Below are 19,440 nucleotides of genomic sequence, written 5' to 3'. Positions count from 1 at the left end.
CTAGCATCGGCGGCGTTTTCACTGAGTCGAATCCGTGCGGAAAATGAGGCTGCACCACTGTTCCGATTTCCAAATTGTGACGCTTGCCCTATATTACTCCAACGCAATCTGTTCGTTACAGGTCAATAACCTCCATGAAAGAAATCGAAAAGCTTATCGCCAACAACCAGGCCTGGTCGGCCAAAATCAGTCAGGAAGACCCGGAATTTTTTGAACGTTTAGCCCAGGCGCAAAAGCCCCGCTTCTTATGGATTGGTTGCTCTGACAGCCGCGTTCCCGCAGAACGCTTGACCGGCCTCGAGCCGGGTGAACTGTTCGTCCACCGCAACGTGGCGAACCTCGTTATCCACACCGATCTTAACTGCCTGTCGGTAGTGCAGTATGCGGTGGATGTGCTGGAAGTCGAACACATCATCATCTGCGGCCACCTGGGCTGCGGCGGCGTACAGGCCGCGGTGGAAAACCCTGAGCTGGGTTTGATCAACAACTGGCTGCTGCACATTCGCGACCTATGGTACAAGCACAGCTCGCTGCTGGGCGAACTGCCGCCTGAACAGCGTTTTGACATGCTGTGCGAGATCAACGTCATTGAGCAGGTGTACAACCTGGGTCACTCCACCATCATGCAGTCCGCCTGGAAGCGCGGCCAGAAGGTGATGATCCACGGTTGGGTGTACGGCATTCAGGACGGCCGCCTGCGTGACATGGAAGTGCTGGCCACCAGCCGCGAGAGCCTGGAAATGGGCTACCGCAAGGCGATAGCCAAACTGAAGCAGGATAAAGGCTTATAATCCCGCCGCGGGCGCGGCTTGCCGCGCCCCAAATCGATTATTCGTCCAGCAGCACCACTTTGCCGACGTACGGCAGGTGGCGGTAGCGCTGAGCGTAGTCGATGCCATACCCCACCACGAATTCATCCGGGATCGAGAAGCCGACATATTCGACCGGCACCTGCACTTCACGGCGCTCAGGTTTGTCCAGCAGGGTGCAAATCGCCAGCGACTTCGGCCCACGCAGCGCCAGGATCTCGCGCACTTTATTCAGCGTGTTGCCGGAATCAATAATGTCTTCCACGATCAGCACGTCTTTGCCGCGGATGTCTTCGTCCAGATCCTTGAGGATCTTCACGTCACGGGTGGTGGACATGCCGCTGCCGTAGCTGGAGGCCGTCATAAAGTCGACTTCGTGCGGCACTTCGATTGCGCGGCACAGATCGGCCATGAACATGAAGGAGCCGCGCAGCAGCCCGACCAGCACCATATCACTGCCGCTATCGCGGTAATGTTCGGTGATCTGGCGGCCAAGTTCGGCGATACGGGTCTTAACTTCCTGCTCGGAAATCATTACGTCTACAGTGTGTTTCATAGTATTCAGGTCAGTTGCCGGAAGAAAGGCGCAGAGTTTAGCATAGGCCGTTACGACTTGCCTCTCTCCCGGACAGGGGAGTTTTTCTTATTGAGGGTATTCCTGACGAGCGTGGAGGACACCCACTATTCCACTATGTGCAGCCAGCACGCGGTAAACCACGATGTAATTAGGATGAACGACCCTTTCACACGTCCCGTTCACCCTGCCTGGCCGGTAACGGCTTCCTTTCCTTGAACCAAGCGGTGGCGACGCGAGCGCGCCGCCACATGAGCGCGGAGCCGCGATCAATCGGCGACGGTGAAGCCCATCATCATGCCGGTATCTTCATGCTCCAGCAGGTGGCAGTGGGCCATGTACGCATGCTCGCTGCTGGCGGGATGGTCGAAGCGCACCAGCACTTCGCTGCGCCAACCTTCGACGCGCACCGTGTCCTTCCAGCCGCTGCGATGCGCCGCCGGTGGCTTGCCGTTTTCCGACAAGATGCGGAACTGGGTGCCATGAATATGGAACGGGTGCAGCATCATGTCGCCCTCACCGGAAATGGTCCACTTTTCATACTGGCCCCGTTTGGCGGCGAACATCGGTTTGGTCATATCGAAGGCCTTGCCGTTGATCATATTAGCGTGGCTGAAGTCGAACGGTTTGGCTTTGCCCTGCGCGCCGCCGTGATCCATACCGGCCATATTGCCATGATCCATGCCCTTCATGTTGCCCATGTTGCCCATGTTGCCCATGTTGCCATGGTCCATGCCCTGCATGCCGCCCTTCTCCATGCCTTTCATGTCTGTGCCGCCCATCGCGCCATGATTCATGCTCATGCCGGCCATCGCCTGGTGGCCATAACGCGCCATCAGCGCCTGCATGCCCAGCATATCCAGCAGCGGATCCATCATCAGTTGCAGCCAACGCTCCTGGATGCCGGTGGTGGCGGGCAACGTCGGCAGTTTCACCAGGCTGTCCGGCATGGTTTTAATGCCCTGGGCCAGCGACGGCTGAATGCGCAACACCGGCAGCGGCTGATCAAACGGCGCCAGCGTCATGCCCATCTGCTTCACCGGCAGCGTCACGATATCGAACGCTTTCCCGTCAGAGGCATCCACCAGCACTTCGAAGCGTTCCCCCATCAGCATCGGCAGCTCTGTCAGTTTCACCGGCTCCGCCAGGAAACCGCCATCGCTGGCGATGACGTACAGCGGACGATTATCACTGGCTGCCAAATTCAGCGAGCGGGCGTTGCAACCATTGAGGAAACGCAGGCGCAGCCAACCGCGCGGCGCCAGGTGTTGCGGATACTGCGCGCCGTTGGTGAACATACGATCGCCAAACCAACCTACCGCCGCGCTCATCACGTCCAGGCGATATTCGATCTGTGCATCTTTGCCCAGCCGCTTATCTTGCAGGATCACCGGAATATCGTCCTGCCCCCAGGTTGTCGGCAGCGGCAGTTTGGCGCTCTCTTCATCTTCCAGCAGCACCAACCCCGCCAACCCCATCATGACCTGGCTGCCGGTTTTACCGTGCGTGTGCGGGTGGAACCAGCAGGTGGCCGCCGGTTGATCGACGGTGAACTTCACCGTGCGCGTGACGCCAGGATTGATCAGCGCCTGCGGGCCGCCATCGACGTCGCCTGGGATCTCCAGGCCGTGCCAGTGCACAGTGCTGGCCTCCGCCAGATTGTTTTTGATATCAACCGTCACCGGCCGACCGCGCTGCAGCTTCACCGCCGGCCCGAGCAGCGCCCCGTTGAATCCCCAGGTTTTGGTGGCGGCGCCGGGCAACCAGCGGGTTTCCCCCGCCTGCAGCGCCAGCGCAATCTTTCCCTGCGCATCCGGCGTCAACAGCGCGGGCACCGGCAAGGCCGGCCGATCGGCCGCCCAGGCTGCACGGCTCCATAACGGCAGTGCGCTCGCCGCGCCCAGCGCGGCGGTCAATTTGATAAAATCACGGCGTAACATCGCTGACTCCCTTTTCTCAGTGACATAACTCAACGTCGTCAGCCTAAACCTTCCCCCTGGCGGAAGGTCAAGCCATTCCTGGCGCTATTTTAAGCTATGTCTCACAATCAAGAGAGCGCCGTCTACGGGCGTTCAACCGGGCGGGAAGCAATAAAATTTGGTGCCGTTACAGGCAAGTGTGGTAACGTCAGTTGACAACAAACAGGCCTATTTCATGATGAAAAAAACAACGTTATCGATGCTGTTGCTGGCGATGCTGGGCTTCTCCAACACCAGTTTGGCGCTGAATGAATCCGAGGCGGAAGATCTGGCCGATCTGACGGCGGTATTTATTTATTTGAAAAATGATTGCGGCTACAACGACTTGCCAAATGCGCAAATCAAGCGCGCCATTGTGTATTTCGCTCAGCAAAACCGCTGGGATTTGAGCAACTACAATAGCTTTAATATGAAAGCGCTGGGCGAAGACAGCTATCGCGATCTCAGCGGCATCGCCATTCCAACGCCTAAAAAGTGCAAATCACTGGCGCGCGACTCGCTGAGCCTGTTGGCCTACGCCAATTAATCCCGCCCTCTTCCCCGTCTTCCGCTCGCTTTCTCTGTCTGAATGTCAACCGTGCATCGCCAGGCAGAGTTAGCTATTATGTTGCGCCGATTTTTCATGGCTGTTATTACGGAGTTTCCCGCACATGACCCAGAAAGAAATTTGGTACGAAACGCTGCATACCGGCCTCGGTCAGCACTTCTCGGTAGAGAAGGTGCTATATCGCGAGAAGACCGACCATCAGGAACTGGTGATCTTTGAAAACTCGGCTTTAGGGCGCGTAATGGCGCTCGACGGCGTGGTGCAAACCACCGAGCGTGACGAGTTCATCTACCACGAAATGTTGACCCACGTGCCGCTGCTGGCGCATGGCCGGGCGAAGAAAGTGCTGATCATCGGCGGCGGCGACGGCGGCATGCTGCGCGAAGTCAGCCGACATTCAGGCGTGGCGCAGATTACCATGGTCGAAATCGACGCCGGGGTAGTGGAATTCTGCCGCCAATATCTGCCCAACCACAACGCCGGCGCCTATGACGATCCGCGCTTCAAGCTGGTGATCGACGACGGCGTCAACTTCGTGAATCAAACCGACGAAAAGTTCGATGTGATCATCTCCGACTGCACCGATCCCATCGGCCCGGGCGAAAGCCTGTTCACCTCGGCATTTTATGAAGGTTGCGCCCGCTGCTTGAACGAAGACGGTATTTTCGTCGCACAGAACGGCGTCTGTTTCCTGCAACAGGACGAGGCGGTCAACAACCACGCCAAACTGAGCCGCTACTTTACCGACGTCAGCTTCTATCAGGCGGCGATCCCAACCTATTACGGCGGCAGCATGATCTTCGCCTGGGCGAGCCAGAACCCGGCGCTGCGTCGGCTCGATCTGCCTACCTTGCAACAGCGCTTTAATCAGGGCGGCTTAACGTGCCGCTATTACAACCCGGCAATTCACATTGGCAGTTTTGCCCTACCACAGTATTTGCTCAATGCCCTGGACGTAACACGTTAAGCGGGAAGAAAGGAGGCGACCCCAATTGCATAAGCTCAAACTACACGGCTTCAACAACCTGACCAAGAGCCTGAGTTTTTGTATTTACGATATTTGTTACGCCAAAACCGCAGACGACCGCGACGGCTATATCGCCTACATTGACGAACAGTATAATGCCAACCGGCTCACCGAGATCCTGAGCGAAACCTGCTCGATCATCGGCGCCAACATTCTGAACATCGCACGTCAGGACTACGAGCCGCAGGGCGCCAGCGTCACCATTCTGGTCAGCGAAGAGCCGATCGATCCGCAAGGCGTCGATACGTCGGCACATCCGGGCCCGCTGCCGGACACGGTCGTCGCGCACCTGGACAAGAGCCATATCTGCGTACACACCTATCCAGAGAGCCATCCGGAAGGCGGGTTGTGTACCTTCCGCGCCGACATCGAAGTCTCGACCTGCGGCGTGATTTCGCCCCTCAAGGCGCTGAACTACTTAATCCACCAGCTGGAATCCGATATTGTCACCATGGACTATCGCGTGCGCGGCTTTACCCGCGACGTGAACGGCGTGAAGCATTACATCGATCATGAGATCAATTCGATCCAGAACTTTATGTCGGAAGACATCAAGTCGCTGTACCACATGATGGACGTGAACGTTTATCAGGAAAACATCTTCCATACCAAGATGTTGTTGAAGGATTTCGATCTGAAGCACTACCTGTTCAACGCAGAAGAAAAAGCGCTGAACGCCGTCGAACGCGAGCAGATCACCGCTCTGCTGTGGAAAGAGATGCAGGAAATCTATTACGGCCGCAACATCCCGCATTTGTGATGGAAAGGGCGCGGCACACCGCGCCCTAATACTTAGTACTTCAGCATGAAAGAACGATAGGCCTTCAACACCAGCAGGAAATCCTCAACGCCGCAGAATGAGAGGCTTTCTTCGTCGTAGTAGTTCATCCCCTCCTCCATCTCATCGCCCTCGAACTCTAACTGATTGGCGCGGATCATCACTTCTTCACCATCCATCAGCAGTGTATATTCATGGCCTTCCAGCTGCCATTGACGTTCGCTGCCTTTCACCTCGGCCGCACCGGCTTCAATACGGTCCAGCAGGTTGAAATCGCCTTTGACTTCTTCGTTGATCCAGTGGCCAATCGCTTCATGCCCCATCGAAAATCTGACGATCACCTGACCGGTTACGTCACGCAGAAATTCGTAATCCATAGCATGCCCTCCTGAGCCCTTTCTCTTAGTGTAAACATAAATTGATTGCTAACTCAGTGAGCGCTCGCAAAGTTGGCAACTCAGCAAAATAAAACGTCGGCGGCGCGCAATATAGCCGCTTGCGGCGGCGATGGGAAGACGCCAGCGGATCGCGCTCAATCAGGGTAGGGATCAGAGAGAATAAAAGCCGCACGGCGCGCACTCACCATGCGAAAAAATCTGCGAACATCAACGGGCAACGCGCTATCCATTTAAATCATGTAAAGACCGTGAAGATGTATTTCATTATCTTTAACTGGATAGATATTTTCATTTTAAATCAAACACATTATTCATTTACTGTCGCTCTTCACCGCATTGACATCCCGCCAATATCTATTAGCTTTTAAATAAAGGAGGTCGAATTGTGTTCGATAACGGCCAGAGGTGTTTTCACCTCCTTCATACCTATCACCACGCTCAGGATGTGTGCCATGAAATACATCACTTCCATTATCGCACTGAGCATCATAATGTTCTCTGCATCGGCGTTCGCCGCCAATCAAATTACCCTAGAAGAATCAGCTAATTACACTAAACTTGGCGATCTCTCCATCCAGCAAACCGGCGTGCCCACCATCGGGCCGGAAGCCTTTGCCGCCGCCATTGATAAAAAATGCAATGAGCTCAGTGGACTGAGTAGTCAAGACTGCTTCTACCGGATCGTCGCCGCCACGGGGAAAGAAAGCGACCACAAAGATATCCATGTGGAAATCTTTAAAAAATAGCGGGCCGGCTTTGTGCGGGATGTTTTCGCCGCAGGAATAAAAACGTTGCGAACTCTGATGACAAAAAAACGGGGCCCTGAAAAGGGCCCCGCTGCATGGAATTGACGCTGAATTAAACCGCGGTCTGGAAGATCACGCCGTCGGCTTTTTCGGTGTACTGCCCCAGCTGGTCAAAGTTCAGGTAGCGGTAGGTATCCGCCGCCGTCTTGTCGACCTGCGCCATATAGGTCTGGTACTCGTCCGGCGCCGGCAGGCGGCCCAGCAGGGACGCTACGGCGGCCAGTTCGGCAGACGCCAGATAGACGTTGGCACCGGTCCCCAGACGGTTCGGGAAGTTACGGGTCGAGGTGGAAACCACCGTCGCACCGTCCGCTACGCGCGCCTGGTTACCCATGCACAGCGAGCAGCCAGGGATTTCGATACGCGCACCGCTCTTGCCGAATACGCTGTAGTAGCCTTCTTCGGTCAGCTGAGCCGCATCCATCTTGGTTGGCGGCGCCACCCACAGACGGGTCGGCAGTTGGCCCTTGTGCTGATCCAGCAGTTTGCCGGCAGCGCGGAAGTGGCCGATGTTGGTCATGCAAGAACCGATGAACACTTCATCGATTTTGCTGTTGGCCACGTCGGACAGCAGGCGTGCATCGTCAGGATCGTTCGGCGCGCACAGGATCGGCTCTTTGATCTCATTCAGATCGATGTCGATCACCGCCGCGTATTCCGCATCCGCGTCGCCTTCCAGCAGCTGCGGATCCGCCAGCCATTTTTCCATGCCCTGAATACGGCGCTCCAGCGTACGACGATCGCCGTAGCCTTCGGAGATCATCCACTTCAGCAGCACGATGTTGGAGTTCAGGTACTCTTCGATCGGCGCCTTGTCCAGCTTGATGGTACAACCGGCGGCGGAACGTTCGGCGGACGCATCGGTCAGCTCAAATGCCTGCTCGACCTTCAGATCCGGCAAGCCTTCGATCTCCAGAATGCGGCCGGAGAAGATGTTTTTCTTGCCCTTTTTCTCTACGGTCAGCAGACCCTGCTGGATTGCGTAGTAAGGGATGGCGTGCACCAGATCGCGCAGGGTGATGCCCGGCTGCATTTTGCCTTTGAAGCGCACCAGCACAGACTCAGGCATATCCAGCGGCATCACGCCGGTTGCCGCGGCAAACGCCACCAGACCGGAACCGGCCGGGAAGGAGATGCCGATCGGGAAGCGGGTGTGGGAATCGCCGCCGGTGCCGACGGTGTCAGGCAGCAGCATGCGGTTCAGCCAGGAGTGGATCACGCCGTCGCCCGGACGCAGCGAGACGCCGCCGCGGTTCATGATGAAGTCGGGCAGCGTGTGGTGCGTGGTCACGTCGACCGGTTTCGGGTATGCGGCGGTGTGGCAGAACGACTGCATCACCAGATCGGCGGAGAAGCCGAGGCAGGCCAGATCTTTCAGCTCGTCGCGAGTCATCGGGCCGGTGGTGTCCTGAGAACCGACGGAGGTCATCTTCGGTTCGCAGTACTCGCCAGGGCGAATGCCGGCGACGCCGCAGGCGCGGCCGACCATTTTCTGCGCCAGCGAGAAGCCTTTGCTGCTGGCGGCAACCGGCTTGGCGATGCGGAACACGTCGCTGTGCGGCAGACCCAGCGCTTCGCGCGCCTTGGTGGTCAGGCCACGGCCGATGATCAGCGGGATACGGCCGCCGGCGCGCACTTCATCCAGCAGCACGTCGGTTTTCAGTTCGAAGTTGGCAATCAGCGCACCGGTTTCGTGGTTGCGCACTTCGCCTTTGTACGGGTAAACGTCGATCACGTCGCCCATGTTCAGCTCGGACACGTCCACTTCGATCGGCAATGCGCCTGCGTCTTCCATGGTGTTGAAGAAGATTGGCGCAATCTTGCCGCCCAGCACCACGCCGCCGCCGCGCTTGTTCGGCACGTGCGGGATGTCGTCACCCATAAACCACAGCACGGAGTTGGTGGCGGATTTACGGGAGGAACCGGTGCCGACCACGTCGCCGACGTAGGCCAGCGGGAAGCCTTTCTTGTTCAGCAATTCGATCTGTTTGATCGGGCCGACGCTGCCCGGCTGATCCGGCACGATGCCTTCACGTTCGTTTTTCAGCATCGCCAGGGCGTGCAGCGGGATGTCCGGGCGCGACCAGGCGTCCGGCGCCGGAGAAAGGTCGTCGGTGTTGGTTTCGCCGGTGACTTTGAACACGGTGACGGTGATCTTTTCCGCCAGCTCAGGGCGCGACAGATACCATTCGGCGTCGGCCCAGGACTGCATGATCTGCTTGGCGTGCGGGTTACCGGCCTTGGCCTTCTCTTCCACGTCGTAGAAGTTGTCGAACATCAACAGCGTATGGGACAACGCTTTCGCGGCGATGGGTGCCAGCTTTTCGCTGTCCAGGGCGTCGATCAGCGGGTGAATGTTATAGCCGCCCTGCATGGTGCCTAACAATTCAATGGCTTTCTCGGGGGTAACCAGGGGGGATGTCGCTTCACCTTTGGCGATGGCCGCCAGGAAACCTGCTTTGACGTAGGCGGCTTCGTCGACGCCCGGTGGAACACGGTTAATCAGCAGGTCTAACAGGAATTCTTCTTCGCCTTTTGGCGGATTCTTCAGTAGTTCGACCAGCGCGGCCATTTGGGTGGCGTCTAGCGGCTTAGGGGCGATGCCCTCAGCAGCACGCTCGGCTACGTGCTTACGGTATTCTTCTAGCACGACGTTCTCCTCGCTCTCATTGTCATTTATTGTGCCTGGCGTATATGCAAACCGGGTTTATACCCTTGGGGTTTCATGCTGTGGCTAGGCGATCGGCCGGTAAAGACCCCGAAAAAGTGATTGGGGCAAACGAGCACGGTCAAACAGCGTTGCAGCATGAAAGACTGATGGGTAGAGCGCACGGCGATATTGATGCCATCTATCCTGACGGGGCACTGCTGTCGATGTCCTGGACTGTAAGGTACAGTGCCCGGTTCCGCTCAGCCAGCATATCAGGATTTGAAACGGTTGTTAATTCGTTCACATAAAAGCAACATTAAATCTTTGCTGAATCGTTGAGCGCAGCGTAATCGGCTGCCGGTCAGGCAAACCGGGGCGGCAAGCCAATGGCGACGAACGACGGCATTCAGCCGGACAAGCGAGTCATTATATCCATACAATAAAAATGGATATAAGCATTGCGTTCGAAATTTGGCGTGGCGGACACAAAAAAACCGCCTTCTGATCCGAGCAAAAAAAAACGGCCCCTTTTCAGGAGCCGCTTGTTAACCGGTCAGGCCAGCAGAATTACTTCTTCTTGGCTTTCGGGTTAGGCAGATCGGTGATGCTGCCTTCGTAGATTTCCGCCGCCAGGCCCACGGATTCGTGCAGGGTCGGGTGAGCGTGGATGGTCAGCGCGATGTCTTCCGCGTCGCAGCCCATCTCGATAGCCAGACCGATTTCACCCAGCAGCTCGCCGCCGTTGGTGCCGACAATCGCACCACCGATGATGCGGTGAGTTTCTTTGTCGAAGATCAGTTTGGTCATGCCGTCTGCACAATCGGAAGCGATCGCACGGCCGGAAGCCGCCCACGGGAAGGTGGAGGTTTCGTAGCTGATGCCTTTCTCTTTCGCTTCTTTCTCGGTCAGACCCACCCATGCCACTTCCGGCTCGGTGTAAGCGATGGATGGGATCACTTTCGGGTCGAAGTAGTGCTTCATGCCGGCGATAACTTCTGCGGCAACGTGGCCTTCGTGCACGCCTTTGTGCGCCAGCATCGGCTGGCCGACGATATCGCCGATAGCGAAGATGTGCGGCACGTTGGTGCGCAGCTGTTTGTCGACGTTGATGAAGCCACGCTCGTCAACTTCAACACCGGCTTTGCCGGCATCCAGCAGTTTGCCGTTCGGCACGCGGCCGATCGCCACCAGCACCGCGTCGTAACGCTGTGGTTCTGCCGGCGCTTTTTTACCTTCCATCGTGACGTAGATGCCGTCTTCTTTGGCTTCTACCGCAGTCACTTTGGTTTCCAGCATCAGGTTGAACTGCTTGCTGATACGTTTGGTGAAGACTTTCACCACGTCTTTATCTGCCGCCGGGATAACCTGATCGAACATTTCAACGACGTCGATCTGTGAACCCAGCGCATGGTATACGGTGCCCATTTCCAGGCCGATGATGCCGCCGCCCATAACCAGCAGACGCTCTGGGACGGTTTTCAGCGCCAGCGCATCGGTAGAATCCCACACGCGTGGATCTTCATGAGGAATGAATGGCAGTTGGATCGGACGAGAACCTGCAGCGATGATGGCGTTGTCGAAGTTGATGGTGGTTGGGCCGTTTTCGCCTTCCACAACCAGGGTGTTAGCGCCGGTGAACTTGCCCAGGCCGTTGACCACTTTCACTTTACGGCCTTTAGCCATGCCAGCCAGACCGCCGGTCAGCTGAGTGATGACTTTTTCTTTCCAGACGCGCACTTTGTCGATGTCGGTTTTCGGCTCACCGAAAACGATGCCGTGTTCGGCCAGCGCTTTGGCTTCTTCGATCACTTTGGCAACGTGCAGCAGTGCTTTGGAAGGGATACATCCCACGTTCAGGCAAACCCCACCCAGAGTGGAATAACGTTCAACCAGAACGGTTTCAAGACCTAAGTCAGCGCAACGAAAGGCTGCAGAGTAACCTGCCGGGCCCGCCCCAAGTACCACGACCTGAGTTTTAATTTCAGTACTCATCATGACCTCTTAATTGATTGTCCGGCGGGTCAGACGTCATTTTATACCCGTCATACTTGAAGCTACATCTGTGTTGGCTGCGTTCGCTCGCCCGAATCACTTACTGGCGTAAGCTCAGCGGGACTCACTCGCTTGCCGCCTTGATGTAACTCCAATTATTTAGGGCATATTATTAATCGATCTCATAACGCCCTTCATCCACCGGGACGCTTACACCGCGAGCAGTTTACAGAATTGTTAATAATCTGCAAAGCGTGTTCGAGTGACCCGTGTCTCAACAATTTTGTCGAGTTATGCAAAATCCGACAAAACTGCTACTGAATCGTCAGGGGCGCAGCATGCTGCGCCCCTTTTGCATTACATCACCAGACGGCGAATGTCGGACAACATGTTGTTGATGATGGTGATGAAGCGTGCACCATCGGCACCGTCGATAACGCGGTGGTCGAAGGACAGCGACATCGGCATCATCAGGCGCGGCATGAACTCTTTACCGTTCCAGACCGGCTCCATGGAAGACTTGGAGACGCCCAGGATAGCCACTTCCGGCGCGTTGACGATCGGCGCGAAGTGAGTCGTCCCGATACCGCCCAGGCTGGAGATGGTGAAGCAGCCGCCCTGCATCTCGCCCGCGGTCAGCTTGCCGTCGCGCGCTTTCTTGGAGATGGCCATCAGTTCGCGAGACAGCTCGGTGATGCTCTTCTTGTTCACGTCCTTGAACACCGGAACCACCAGGCCGTTCGGGGTATCTACCGCCACGCCGATGTTGATGTATTTCTTCAGCGTCAACTTCTGGCCATCTTCGGACAGCGAGCTGTTGAAGCGCGGCATCTGCTCCAGAGCGGCAGCGACGGCTTTCATGATGAACACGACAGGCGTGAACTTCACGTCCAGCTTGCGCTTGGCCGCTTCGTCGTTCTGCTGTTTGCGGAACGCTTCCAGATCGGTGATGTCGGTTTTGTCGAAGTGAGTCACGTGTGGGATCATCACCCAGTTGCGGCTCAGGTTCGCGCCAGAGATCTTCTGGATGCGGCCCATTTCGACTTCTTCGATCTCACCGAACTTGCTGAAGTCCACTTTCGGCCATGGCAGCATGCCTGGCAGACCGCCGCCGGCAGCCGCCGGGGCCGCTTCAGCGCGTTTCACCGCGTCTTTCACGTAAGTCTGAACGTCTTCGCGCAGGATGCGGCCTTTACGACCGGTGCCTTTCACTTTCGCCAGGTTAACGCCGAATTCACGCGCCAGACGACGAATGACCGGGGTCGCGTGCACGTATGCCGCGTTCTCGGCGAACTCGCCTTTGTCGTCGGCTTTCGCAGCCGGTGCGGCGGCTTTAGCAGCGGCCGGAGCCGGCGCAGCTTCCGCTTTAGCGGCTGGAGCAGCGGCAGGCGCAGCGCCTTCCACTTCGAACACCATGATCAGGGAGCCGGTTTTCACTTTGTCGCCGGTCGCGATCTTGATCTCTTTCACGGTACCTGCGAACGGTGCAGGCACTTCCATAGAAGCCTTGTCGCCTTCCACGGTGATCAGAGACTGCTCGGCGGCAACCTTGTCGCCCACCTTAACCATCACTTCGGTCACTTCGACTTCGTCGCCGCCGATATCCGGCACCGCGACGTCTTTCGCCGCAGAGGCCGCAGGTGCTGCAGCAGCGGCAGGGGCTTGCGCCGCAGCCGGGGCCGCAGCGGAAGCGGCGCCGGCCACTTCGAACACCATGATCAGGGAACCGGTTTTCACTTTGTCGCCGGTCGCGATCTTGATCTCTTTCACGGTGCCCGCGAACGGCGCAGGCACTTCCATGGAAGCCTTGTCGCCTTCCACGGTGATCAGGGACTGCTCGGCTTCCACCTTATCGCCCACTTTCACCAGGATCTCGGTCACTTCGACTTCGTCGGCGCCGATGTCCGGCACGGCAACGTCTTTGGCCGCAGCGGCAACCGGGGCAGCAGCAGCGGCCGCCGGTTTTTCTTCCGCTTTCGCCGCCGGAGCTGCGCCCGCCGCTTCGAAGATCATGATCAGTTTGCCGGTTTCGGTTTTATCGCCGACCGCTACTTTGATCTCTTTCACCACGCCCGCCTGCGGGGATGGCACTTCCATGGAAGCCTTGTCGCCTTCCACGGTGATCAGCGATTGTTCCGCTTCAACTTTATCGCCGACCTTCACCAGAATCTCGGTGATTTCGACTTCATCTGCACCGATGTCCGGTACGTTGATTTCGATAGACATTATTCAGTACCTCTTAGGCCAGACGCGGGTTAACTTTTTCTGGGTTGATGTTGAATTTCTTGATTGCATCAGCAACCACAGAAGCTTCGATCTCACCGCGTTTAGCCAGTTCACCCAGAGCAGCAACCACCACGTAGGACGCATCGACTTCGAAGTGGTGACGCAGGTTTTCGCGGCTGTCCGAACGACCGAAGCCGTCGGTGCCCAGTACGCGATAATCGCTGGCCGGCACATAAGTACGAACCTGCTCGGCGAACAGTTTCATGTAGTCGGTAGACGCTACCGCCGGCGCGTCGCTCATCACCTGAGCGATGTAAGGCACGCGTGGCGCTTCGGTTGGGTGCAGCATGTTCCAGCGCTCGCAATCCTGGCCGTCGCGCGCCAGTTCGGTGAACGAGGTCACGCTGTAGGTGTCGGAACCCACGCCGTAGTCCTTCGCCAGGATCTGCGCAGCTTCGCGCACGTGGCGCAGGATCGCACCGGAGCCCAGCAACTGTACCTTGCCTTTGCTGCCTTCCAGCGTTTCCAGCTTGTAGATACCCTTGCGGATACCTTCTTCCGCACCCTGCGGCATCGCAGGCATGTGGTAGTTTTCGTTCAGCGTGGTCAGGTAGTAGTACACGTTCTCTGGGTTCTCGCCATACATGCGCACCAGACCGTCGTGCATGATGACCGCCACTTCGTACGCGTAAGCCGGATCGTAAGAGATGCAGTTAGGGATGGTCAGAGACTGAATGTGGCTGTGGCCATCTTCGTGCTGCAGACCTTCGCCGTTCAGGGTAGTACGGCCCGAAGTCCCGCCGATCAGGAAGCCGCGCGCCTGTTGGTCGCCCGCTGCCCAGCACAGGTCGCCGATACGTTGGAAACCGAACATCGAGTAGTAGATGTAGAACGGAATCATCGGCAGATCGTTGGTGCTGTAGGACGTCGCTGCGGCCAGCCAGGAAGACGCTGCGCCCAGTTCGTTGATGCCTTCCTGCAGGATTTGGCCTTTCTCGTCTTCTTTGTAGTAAGCAACCTGCTCACGGTCCTGCGGGGTGTACTGCTGGCCGTTCGGGCTGTAGATACCGATCTGACGGAACAGACCTTCCATACCAAAGGTACGCGCTTCGTCGGCGATGATTGGCACCAGGCGATCTTTGATCGACTTGTTCTTCAGCATCACGTTCAGGGCACGCACGAAGGCGATAGTGGTGGAGATCTCTTTGTTCTGCTCTTCCAGCAGCGAGCTGAAATCTTCCAGCGCCGGCATTTCCAGCTTCTGGGTGAACTCCGGCAGACGGGTCGGCACGTAGCCTTTCAGCGCCTGGCGACGTTCGTGCAGGTATTTGTACTCTTCGGACTCTTTCTCGAAGGTGATGTACGGCAGTTTTTCGATGTCAGCATCGGCAACCGGCACGTTGAAACGATCGCGGAAGTGGTGAACCCCTTCCATGTTCATTTTCTTCACCTGGTGAGCGATGTTTTTACCTTCCGCGGTTTCACCCATGCCGTAACCTTTGATGGTGTGGGCCAGGATAACGGTCGGTTTGCCTTTGGTGTCCTGCGCTTTTTTCAGTGCAGCGAAGATTTTCTTCGGATCGTGACCACCACGGTTCAGCGCCCAGATTTCGTCGTCGGTCATGTCTTTGACCAGCGCCGCGGTTTCCGGATAACGGCCGAAGAAGTGCTCGCGCACGTAAGCGCCGTCTTTGGATTTGAAGGTCTGGTAGTCGCCGTCCAGGGTCTCGTTCATCAGCTGAACCAGTTTACCGCTGGTGTCTTTACGCAGCAGTTCGTCCCAACGGCCGCCCCAGATCACTTTCAGCACCTGCCAGCCTGCGCCGGAGAAGATGCCTTCCAGTTCGTTGATGATCTTGCCGTTGCCGGTAACCGGGCCGTCCAGACGCTGCAGGTTGCAGTTGATGACGAACACCAGGTTGTCCAGCTTCTCGCGGGTCGCGATGGTGATGGCGCCTTTGGATTCCGGCTCATCCATCTCACCGTCGCCCAGGAAGGCGTAAACGGTTTGCTCAGAGGTGTCTTTCAGGCCGCGGTGTTCCAGATATTTCAGGAACTTCGCCTGGTAGATGGCGCTGATTGGGCCCAGGCCCATGGACACGGTCGGGAACTGCCAGAATTCCGGCATCAGCTTAGGATGCGGGTAAGAGGACAGGCCGTTGCCGTGCACTTCCTGACGGAAGTTGTTCATTTGTTCTTCGGTCAGGCGGCCTTCAAGGAAGGCACGCGCGTAAACGCCCGGAGAGATGTGGCCCTGGAAGTACACCAGGTCGCCGCCGTCTTTCTCGTTGCGTGCGCGGAAGAAGTGGTTAAAGCAGACTTCGTAGAAGGTCGCGGAAGACTGGAAGGAAGCCATGTGGCCGCCCAGCTCCAGGTCTTTTTTGGATGCGCGCAGAACGGTCATGATCGCGTTCCAGCGGATCGCTGAACGGATGCGGCGTTCCAGATCCAGGTTGCCTGGGTAAGCCGGTTCGTCTTCTACCGCGATGGTGTTGACGTAGTTGTGCGCTGCAGCACCGGCCGCAACGTTAACGCCGCCTTTGCGGGCTTCTCCCAATACCTGATCAATCAGAAACTGAGCTCGCTCAACACCCTCTTCACGGATGACCGATTCGATCGCCTGCAGCCAGTCGCGGGTTTCGATCGGATCCACGTCATTGTTTAAACGTTCTGACATGGTGGTATTCCTTATCTGTCTAATGGTTTGTTTGGAGCCTGTCTTCCTGTGCTCTGTGAAAAAACACACGAAGACAGGCCCATCAGTTTAGTTGCCGCTTAAGTACTTAACTAAGTACCTCGAACTTAACCCCCCGCAGGCTGGTGTACCCTGAAGAGGACAGCTCTTAATCCTTGCGTTGCTGGAGACGCCGTAGCGATCTCTCGCGCCGAGTATGCTCCCGGCTGAGATCCAGCAAGATTTCCTCGATAAACGCCAAGTGGCGATGCGAGGCTTCACGGGCCTTTTCCGGCTCGCGTGCCACAATCGCCTCAAAAATTCCGGCGCGGTGGCTGCTCACTTTTGCCAACATCTCACGGCGCGAGTAGAGCAATTCAAAGTTCTGACGCACGTTCTGTTCCAGCATCGGCCCCATGCAGCGTAGCAGGTGAAGTAACACAACGTTGTGGGCGGCTTCGGTCACGGCGATTTGATACTGCATGACCGCATCGGCTTCGGCGTCGAGATCGCCGCTGTCCTGAGCCTGTTGAATCACAATGTGGCAATCGCGGATACGCGCCAGATCTTCATCGGTGCCGCGCAGCGCCGCGTAATAGGCGGCAATGCCTTCCAGCGCGTGACGGGTTTCCAGCAGATCGAACTGTGATTCGGGATGGTCGGCCAGCAGCTCGGCCAGCGGATCGCTGAAGCTCTGCCACAGATTAGTTTGCACGAAGGTGCCGCCGCCCTGACGACGCAGGAGCAGCCCTTTCGCTTCCAGGCGCTGAATGGCCTCTCTCAGAGAAGGACGGGAGACATCAAACTGTTTCGCCAGCTCGCGCTCAGGGGGCAATTTTTCGCCTGGGCGCAGCGTCCCTTCGAGGATCAGGTATTCGAGCTGTTGCTCGATAACATCTGACAACTTGGGTTGGCGGATTTTGCTGTAGGCCATGAGTGAATTCTTCTCTGCGAATGGCGCGGAGTCAATTGGTAATACCAATTTCAAAAACGTGACGGTAAAGTAACAAAGTATTCACCTCCTGTCCATACGGGCCTTGATCGAAATCAGGTTACCCGCACATTTTAACACCCCGCTGAAAACCCCGCTGCAAACCGGTAACGCCGTGATGGTATTACCATTTACGCATCGGGTTGGGGATTTAACTTTTACCAAACCTTACGCAAGGAAGAGTGCAAACTTTTTGCCCGAGTTTTATTGCATGGTTATTACGCTTTGATGAATGGCTATTTGGCGAGCAACCCGGCGCCTTGCCGCTCATTATTTGAGCGCAGCAAAGCGATCGAATCTACGTTATTTTTGCGCATTATGTGATTTGTTGCTTATTTCATGCACTGAATCCCCCCCGCCGTCACACAACCCGCATTTTGTTTCCTAAACTGCTGCAATCTTAATCACTCACACGACAAAGCAGGTGCAAACTGACGCGCATAACATTATTCTCTGCCAAACGGTAGCGGCACCGTGGAATTAATAGCTATAACGCCGTAAATAAAACAAAACACACATCGTAACCACTGCTTTACAGTATGTGGTCGTTCGCAACGACAGAGGGTTAGATTGATGGATGGTCAACAGCATGGTGACCAGCTGAAACGCGGCCTGAAAAACCGCCATATTCAGCTCATCGCCTTAGGTGGCGCAATCGGCACCGGGTTATTTCTCGGTATCGCTCAAACAATAAAAATGGCCGGCCCGTCAGTGCTTCTCGGCTACGCCATCGGCGGCTTCATCGCGTTTCTGATCATGCGCCAGCTGGGGGAAATGGTGGTGGAAGAGCCGGTCGCCGGTTCCTTCAGCCACTTCGCCTACAAATACTGGGGCAACTTCGCCGGCTTCGCCTCCGGCTGGAACTACTGGGTGCTGTATGTCCTGGTGGCGATGGCGGAACTGACCGCGGTCGGCATCTACGTACAGTACTGGTGGCCGGAGATCCCCACCTGGGTTTCCGCCGCGGTGTTCTTCCTGGCGATCAACGCCATTAACCTGGCCAACGTCAAAGTTTACGGTGAGATGGAGTTCTGGTTCGCCATCATCAAAGTGGTGGCGATTATCGGCATGATCGTGTTTGGCGCCTACCTGCTGTTCAGCGGCATAGGCGGCCCCGAAGCCACCATCACCAACCTGTGGGCGCAGGGCGGGTTCTTCCCGAACGGCGTCATGGGCCTGGTGATGGCGATGGCGGTGATCATGTTCTCCTTCGGCGGCCTCGAACTGGTCGGCATCACCGCCGCCGAAGCCGACAACCCGCAAAAGAGCATTCCAAAAGCCACCAATCAGGTGATCTACCGCATCCTGATCTTCTATATCGGTTCGCTGGCCATTCTGTTGTCGCTGTACCCGTGGGGCAAAGTGGTCGAAGGTGGCAGCCCGTTCGTGCTGATCTTCCACGCGCTGAACAGCAACCTAGTGGCGACCGTGCTGAACATCGTGGTGCTCACCGCCGCGCTGTCGGTCTACAACAGCTGCGTCTACTGCAACAGCCGCATGCTGTACGGCCTGGCGCAGCAGGGCAACGGCCCGAAAAGCCTGCTGAAGGTCGACGGCCGCGGCGTGCCGGTGGTGGCCATCGGCATTTCCGCCCTCGCCACCGCGCTGTGCGTGCTGATTAACTACCTGATCCCAGGCCGCGCCTTCGAACTGCTGATGGCCTTGGTGGTCTCGGCGCTGGTGATCAACTGGGCGATGATCAGCCTGGCGCACCTGAAGTTCCGCGCCGCCAAAAACCGTGAAGGCGTGGTGCCGAAGTTCAAAGCGTTCTGGTACCCGTTCAGCAACTACCTGTGCCTGCTGTTCATGGCCGGCATTCTGGTGATCATGTACCTGACGCCGGGCATTCAAATCTCGGTGCTGCTGATCCCGGTTTGGGTGGCGATCCTGGCCGTCGGTTACGCTATCAAACAGCGCAGCCAACGCGTCGACGGCGTCACCAGCCGTTGAATCCCGTGACCGCTCAGTAAATAAAACGGCCCGCAGATG

14 protein-coding genes are annotated in these 19,440 nt (G+C 56.9%); 6 read left to right on the top strand and 8 right to left on the bottom strand.

Annotated elements, in window-relative coordinates:
• Nucleotides 1-134 precede the first annotated feature (134 nt).
• Entirely contained in the window at nucleotides 135-791 is a 657-nt protein-coding gene (can, locus tag BHU62_RS20745) for a carbonate dehydratase (RefSeq protein ID WP_073534155.1), read from the top strand.
• A 37-nt stretch (nucleotides 792-828) separates the two neighbouring features.
• Here the strand turns inward: can and hpt are convergent, their stop codons facing one another.
• Nucleotides 829-1,365 (bottom strand): hypoxanthine phosphoribosyltransferase, encoded by a 537-nt coding sequence (hpt, locus tag BHU62_RS20740; RefSeq protein WP_004937527.1) that lies wholly within the window; start codon nucleotides 1,363-1,365, stop codon nucleotides 829-831.
• A gap of 287 nt (nucleotides 1,366-1,652) precedes the next feature.
• Nucleotides 1,653-3,323 carry a multicopper oxidase CueO gene (gene cueO, locus BHU62_RS20730; protein WP_073534151.1) on the bottom strand — a complete coding sequence of 557 codons (1,671 nt, stop codon included), beginning with the start codon at nucleotides 3,321-3,323 and terminating at the stop codon, nucleotides 1,653-1,655.
• A gap of 217 nt (nucleotides 3,324-3,540) precedes the next feature.
• Here cueO and BHU62_RS20725 point away from each other — a divergent pair, with 217 nt between their 5' ends.
• The 3 genes from BHU62_RS20725 to speD all read left to right on the top strand — a co-directional run bounded on the left by BHU62_RS20725 (nucleotide 3,541) and on the right by speD (nucleotide 5,696).
• Nucleotides 3,541-3,888 (top strand): YacC family pilotin-like protein, encoded by a 348-nt coding sequence (locus tag BHU62_RS20725; RefSeq protein WP_073534223.1) that lies wholly within the window; start codon nucleotides 3,541-3,543, stop codon nucleotides 3,886-3,888.
• A gap of 124 nt (nucleotides 3,889-4,012) precedes the next feature.
• Nucleotides 4,013-4,876 carry a polyamine aminopropyltransferase gene (gene speE / locus BHU62_RS20720; RefSeq protein WP_073534148.1) on the top strand — a complete coding sequence of 288 codons (864 nt, stop codon included), beginning with the start codon at nucleotides 4,013-4,015 and terminating at the stop codon, nucleotides 4,874-4,876.
• Between the two features lie 25 nt (nucleotides 4,877-4,901).
• Nucleotides 4,902-5,696, top strand: coding sequence for an adenosylmethionine decarboxylase (gene speD, locus BHU62_RS20715; RefSeq protein WP_073534147.1), 795 nt, complete (start codon nucleotides 4,902-4,904; stop codon nucleotides 5,694-5,696).
• Nucleotides 5,697-5,728: 32 nt separating this feature from the next.
• On the opposite strand, the gene yacL is transcribed toward speD, so the two are convergent.
• Nucleotides 5,729-6,091 (bottom strand): protein YacL, encoded by a 363-nt coding sequence (gene yacL / locus BHU62_RS20710; RefSeq protein WP_004937507.1) that lies wholly within the window; start codon nucleotides 6,089-6,091, stop codon nucleotides 5,729-5,731.
• A gap of 473 nt (nucleotides 6,092-6,564) precedes the next feature.
• Between yacL and BHU62_RS20705 the strand changes: the two genes are divergently transcribed.
• Nucleotides 6,565-6,858 (top strand): hypothetical protein, encoded by a 294-nt coding sequence (locus BHU62_RS20705; RefSeq protein ID WP_073534220.1) that lies wholly within the window; start codon nucleotides 6,565-6,567, stop codon nucleotides 6,856-6,858.
• A 112-nt stretch (nucleotides 6,859-6,970) separates the two neighbouring features.
• Here the strand turns inward: BHU62_RS20705 and acnB are convergent, their stop codons facing one another.
• From acnB to pdhR, 5 genes are all read right to left on the bottom strand, one after another.
• Complete coding sequence (gene acnB, locus BHU62_RS20700; RefSeq protein ID WP_073534146.1) at nucleotides 6,971-9,568, bottom strand: bifunctional aconitate hydratase 2/2-methylisocitrate dehydratase; 2,598 nt, start codon at nucleotides 9,566-9,568, stop codon at nucleotides 6,971-6,973.
• Between the two features lie 567 nt (nucleotides 9,569-10,135).
• Nucleotides 10,136-11,560, bottom strand: coding sequence for a dihydrolipoyl dehydrogenase (lpdA, locus tag BHU62_RS20695; RefSeq protein ID WP_033644926.1), 1,425 nt, complete (start codon nucleotides 11,558-11,560; stop codon nucleotides 10,136-10,138).
• A gap of 357 nt (nucleotides 11,561-11,917) precedes the next feature.
• On the bottom strand, nucleotides 11,918-13,786 hold the full coding sequence (aceF, locus tag BHU62_RS20690; RefSeq protein ID WP_073534145.1) for a pyruvate dehydrogenase complex dihydrolipoyllysine-residue acetyltransferase: 1,869 nt from the start codon (nucleotides 13,784-13,786) through the stop codon (nucleotides 11,918-11,920).
• 13 nt (nucleotides 13,787-13,799) lie between these two features.
• On the bottom strand, nucleotides 13,800-16,463 hold the full coding sequence (aceE, locus tag BHU62_RS20685; RefSeq protein ID WP_073534144.1) for a pyruvate dehydrogenase (acetyl-transferring), homodimeric type: 2,664 nt from the start codon (nucleotides 16,461-16,463) through the stop codon (nucleotides 13,800-13,802).
• A gap of 166 nt (nucleotides 16,464-16,629) precedes the next feature.
• Entirely contained in the window at nucleotides 16,630-17,394 is a 765-nt protein-coding gene (pdhR, locus tag BHU62_RS20680) for a pyruvate dehydrogenase complex transcriptional repressor PdhR (RefSeq protein ID WP_004937490.1), read from the bottom strand.
• A 630-nt stretch (nucleotides 17,395-18,024) separates the two neighbouring features.
• On the opposite strand from pdhR, the gene BHU62_RS20675 reads away from it, so the two are divergent.
• Nucleotides 18,025-19,401: an amino acid permease gene (locus tag BHU62_RS20675; protein ID WP_073534143.1), complete on the top strand. Its 1,377-nt coding sequence runs from the start codon at nucleotides 18,025-18,027 to the stop codon at nucleotides 19,399-19,401.
• Nucleotides 19,402-19,440: the final 39 nt, after the last annotated feature.

Origin of the sequence: Serratia marcescens, from assembly GCF_001902635.1 — a bacterium.
Classification (GTDB): Bacteria; Pseudomonadota; Gammaproteobacteria; order Enterobacterales; family Enterobacteriaceae; genus Serratia; species Serratia marcescens_F.
The sequence above is the reverse complement of the archived record's forward strand: the minus strand, read 5'-3'. Positions and strand labels throughout refer to the sequence as shown.

Coding starts and splice junctions, on each gene's coding strand:
- can (WP_073534155.1), top strand. CDS start 135: ATGAAAGAAATCGAAAAGCTTATCGCCAACAACCAGGCCTGGTCGGCC.
- hpt (WP_004937527.1), bottom strand. CDS start 1,365: ATGAAACACACTGTAGACGTAATGATTTCCGAGCAGGAAGTTAAGACC.
- cueO (WP_073534151.1), bottom strand. CDS start 3,323: ATGTTACGCCGTGATTTTATCAAATTGACCGCCGCGCTGGGCGCGGCG.
- BHU62_RS20725 (WP_073534223.1), top strand. CDS start 3,541: ATGAAAAAAACAACGTTATCGATGCTGTTGCTGGCGATGCTGGGCTTC.
- speE (WP_073534148.1), top strand. CDS start 4,013: ATGACCCAGAAAGAAATTTGGTACGAAACGCTGCATACCGGCCTCGGT.
- yacL (WP_004937507.1), bottom strand. CDS start 6,091: ATGGATTACGAATTTCTGCGTGACGTAACCGGTCAGGTGATCGTCAGA.
- BHU62_RS20705 (WP_073534220.1), top strand. CDS start 6,565: ATGAAATACATCACTTCCATTATCGCACTGAGCATCATAATGTTCTCT.
- lpdA (WP_033644926.1), bottom strand. CDS start 11,560: ATGAGTACTGAAATTAAAACTCAGGTCGTGGTACTTGGGGCGGGCCCG.
- aceF (WP_073534145.1), bottom strand. CDS start 13,786: ATGTCTATCGAAATCAACGTACCGGACATCGGTGCAGATGAAGTCGAA.
- aceE (WP_073534144.1), bottom strand. CDS start 16,463: ATGTCAGAACGTTTAAACAATGACGTGGATCCGATCGAAACCCGCGAC.
- pdhR (WP_004937490.1), bottom strand. CDS start 17,394: ATGGCCTACAGCAAAATCCGCCAACCCAAGTTGTCAGATGTTATCGAG.
- BHU62_RS20675 (WP_073534143.1), top strand. CDS start 18,025: ATGGATGGTCAACAGCATGGTGACCAGCTGAAACGCGGCCTGAAAAAC.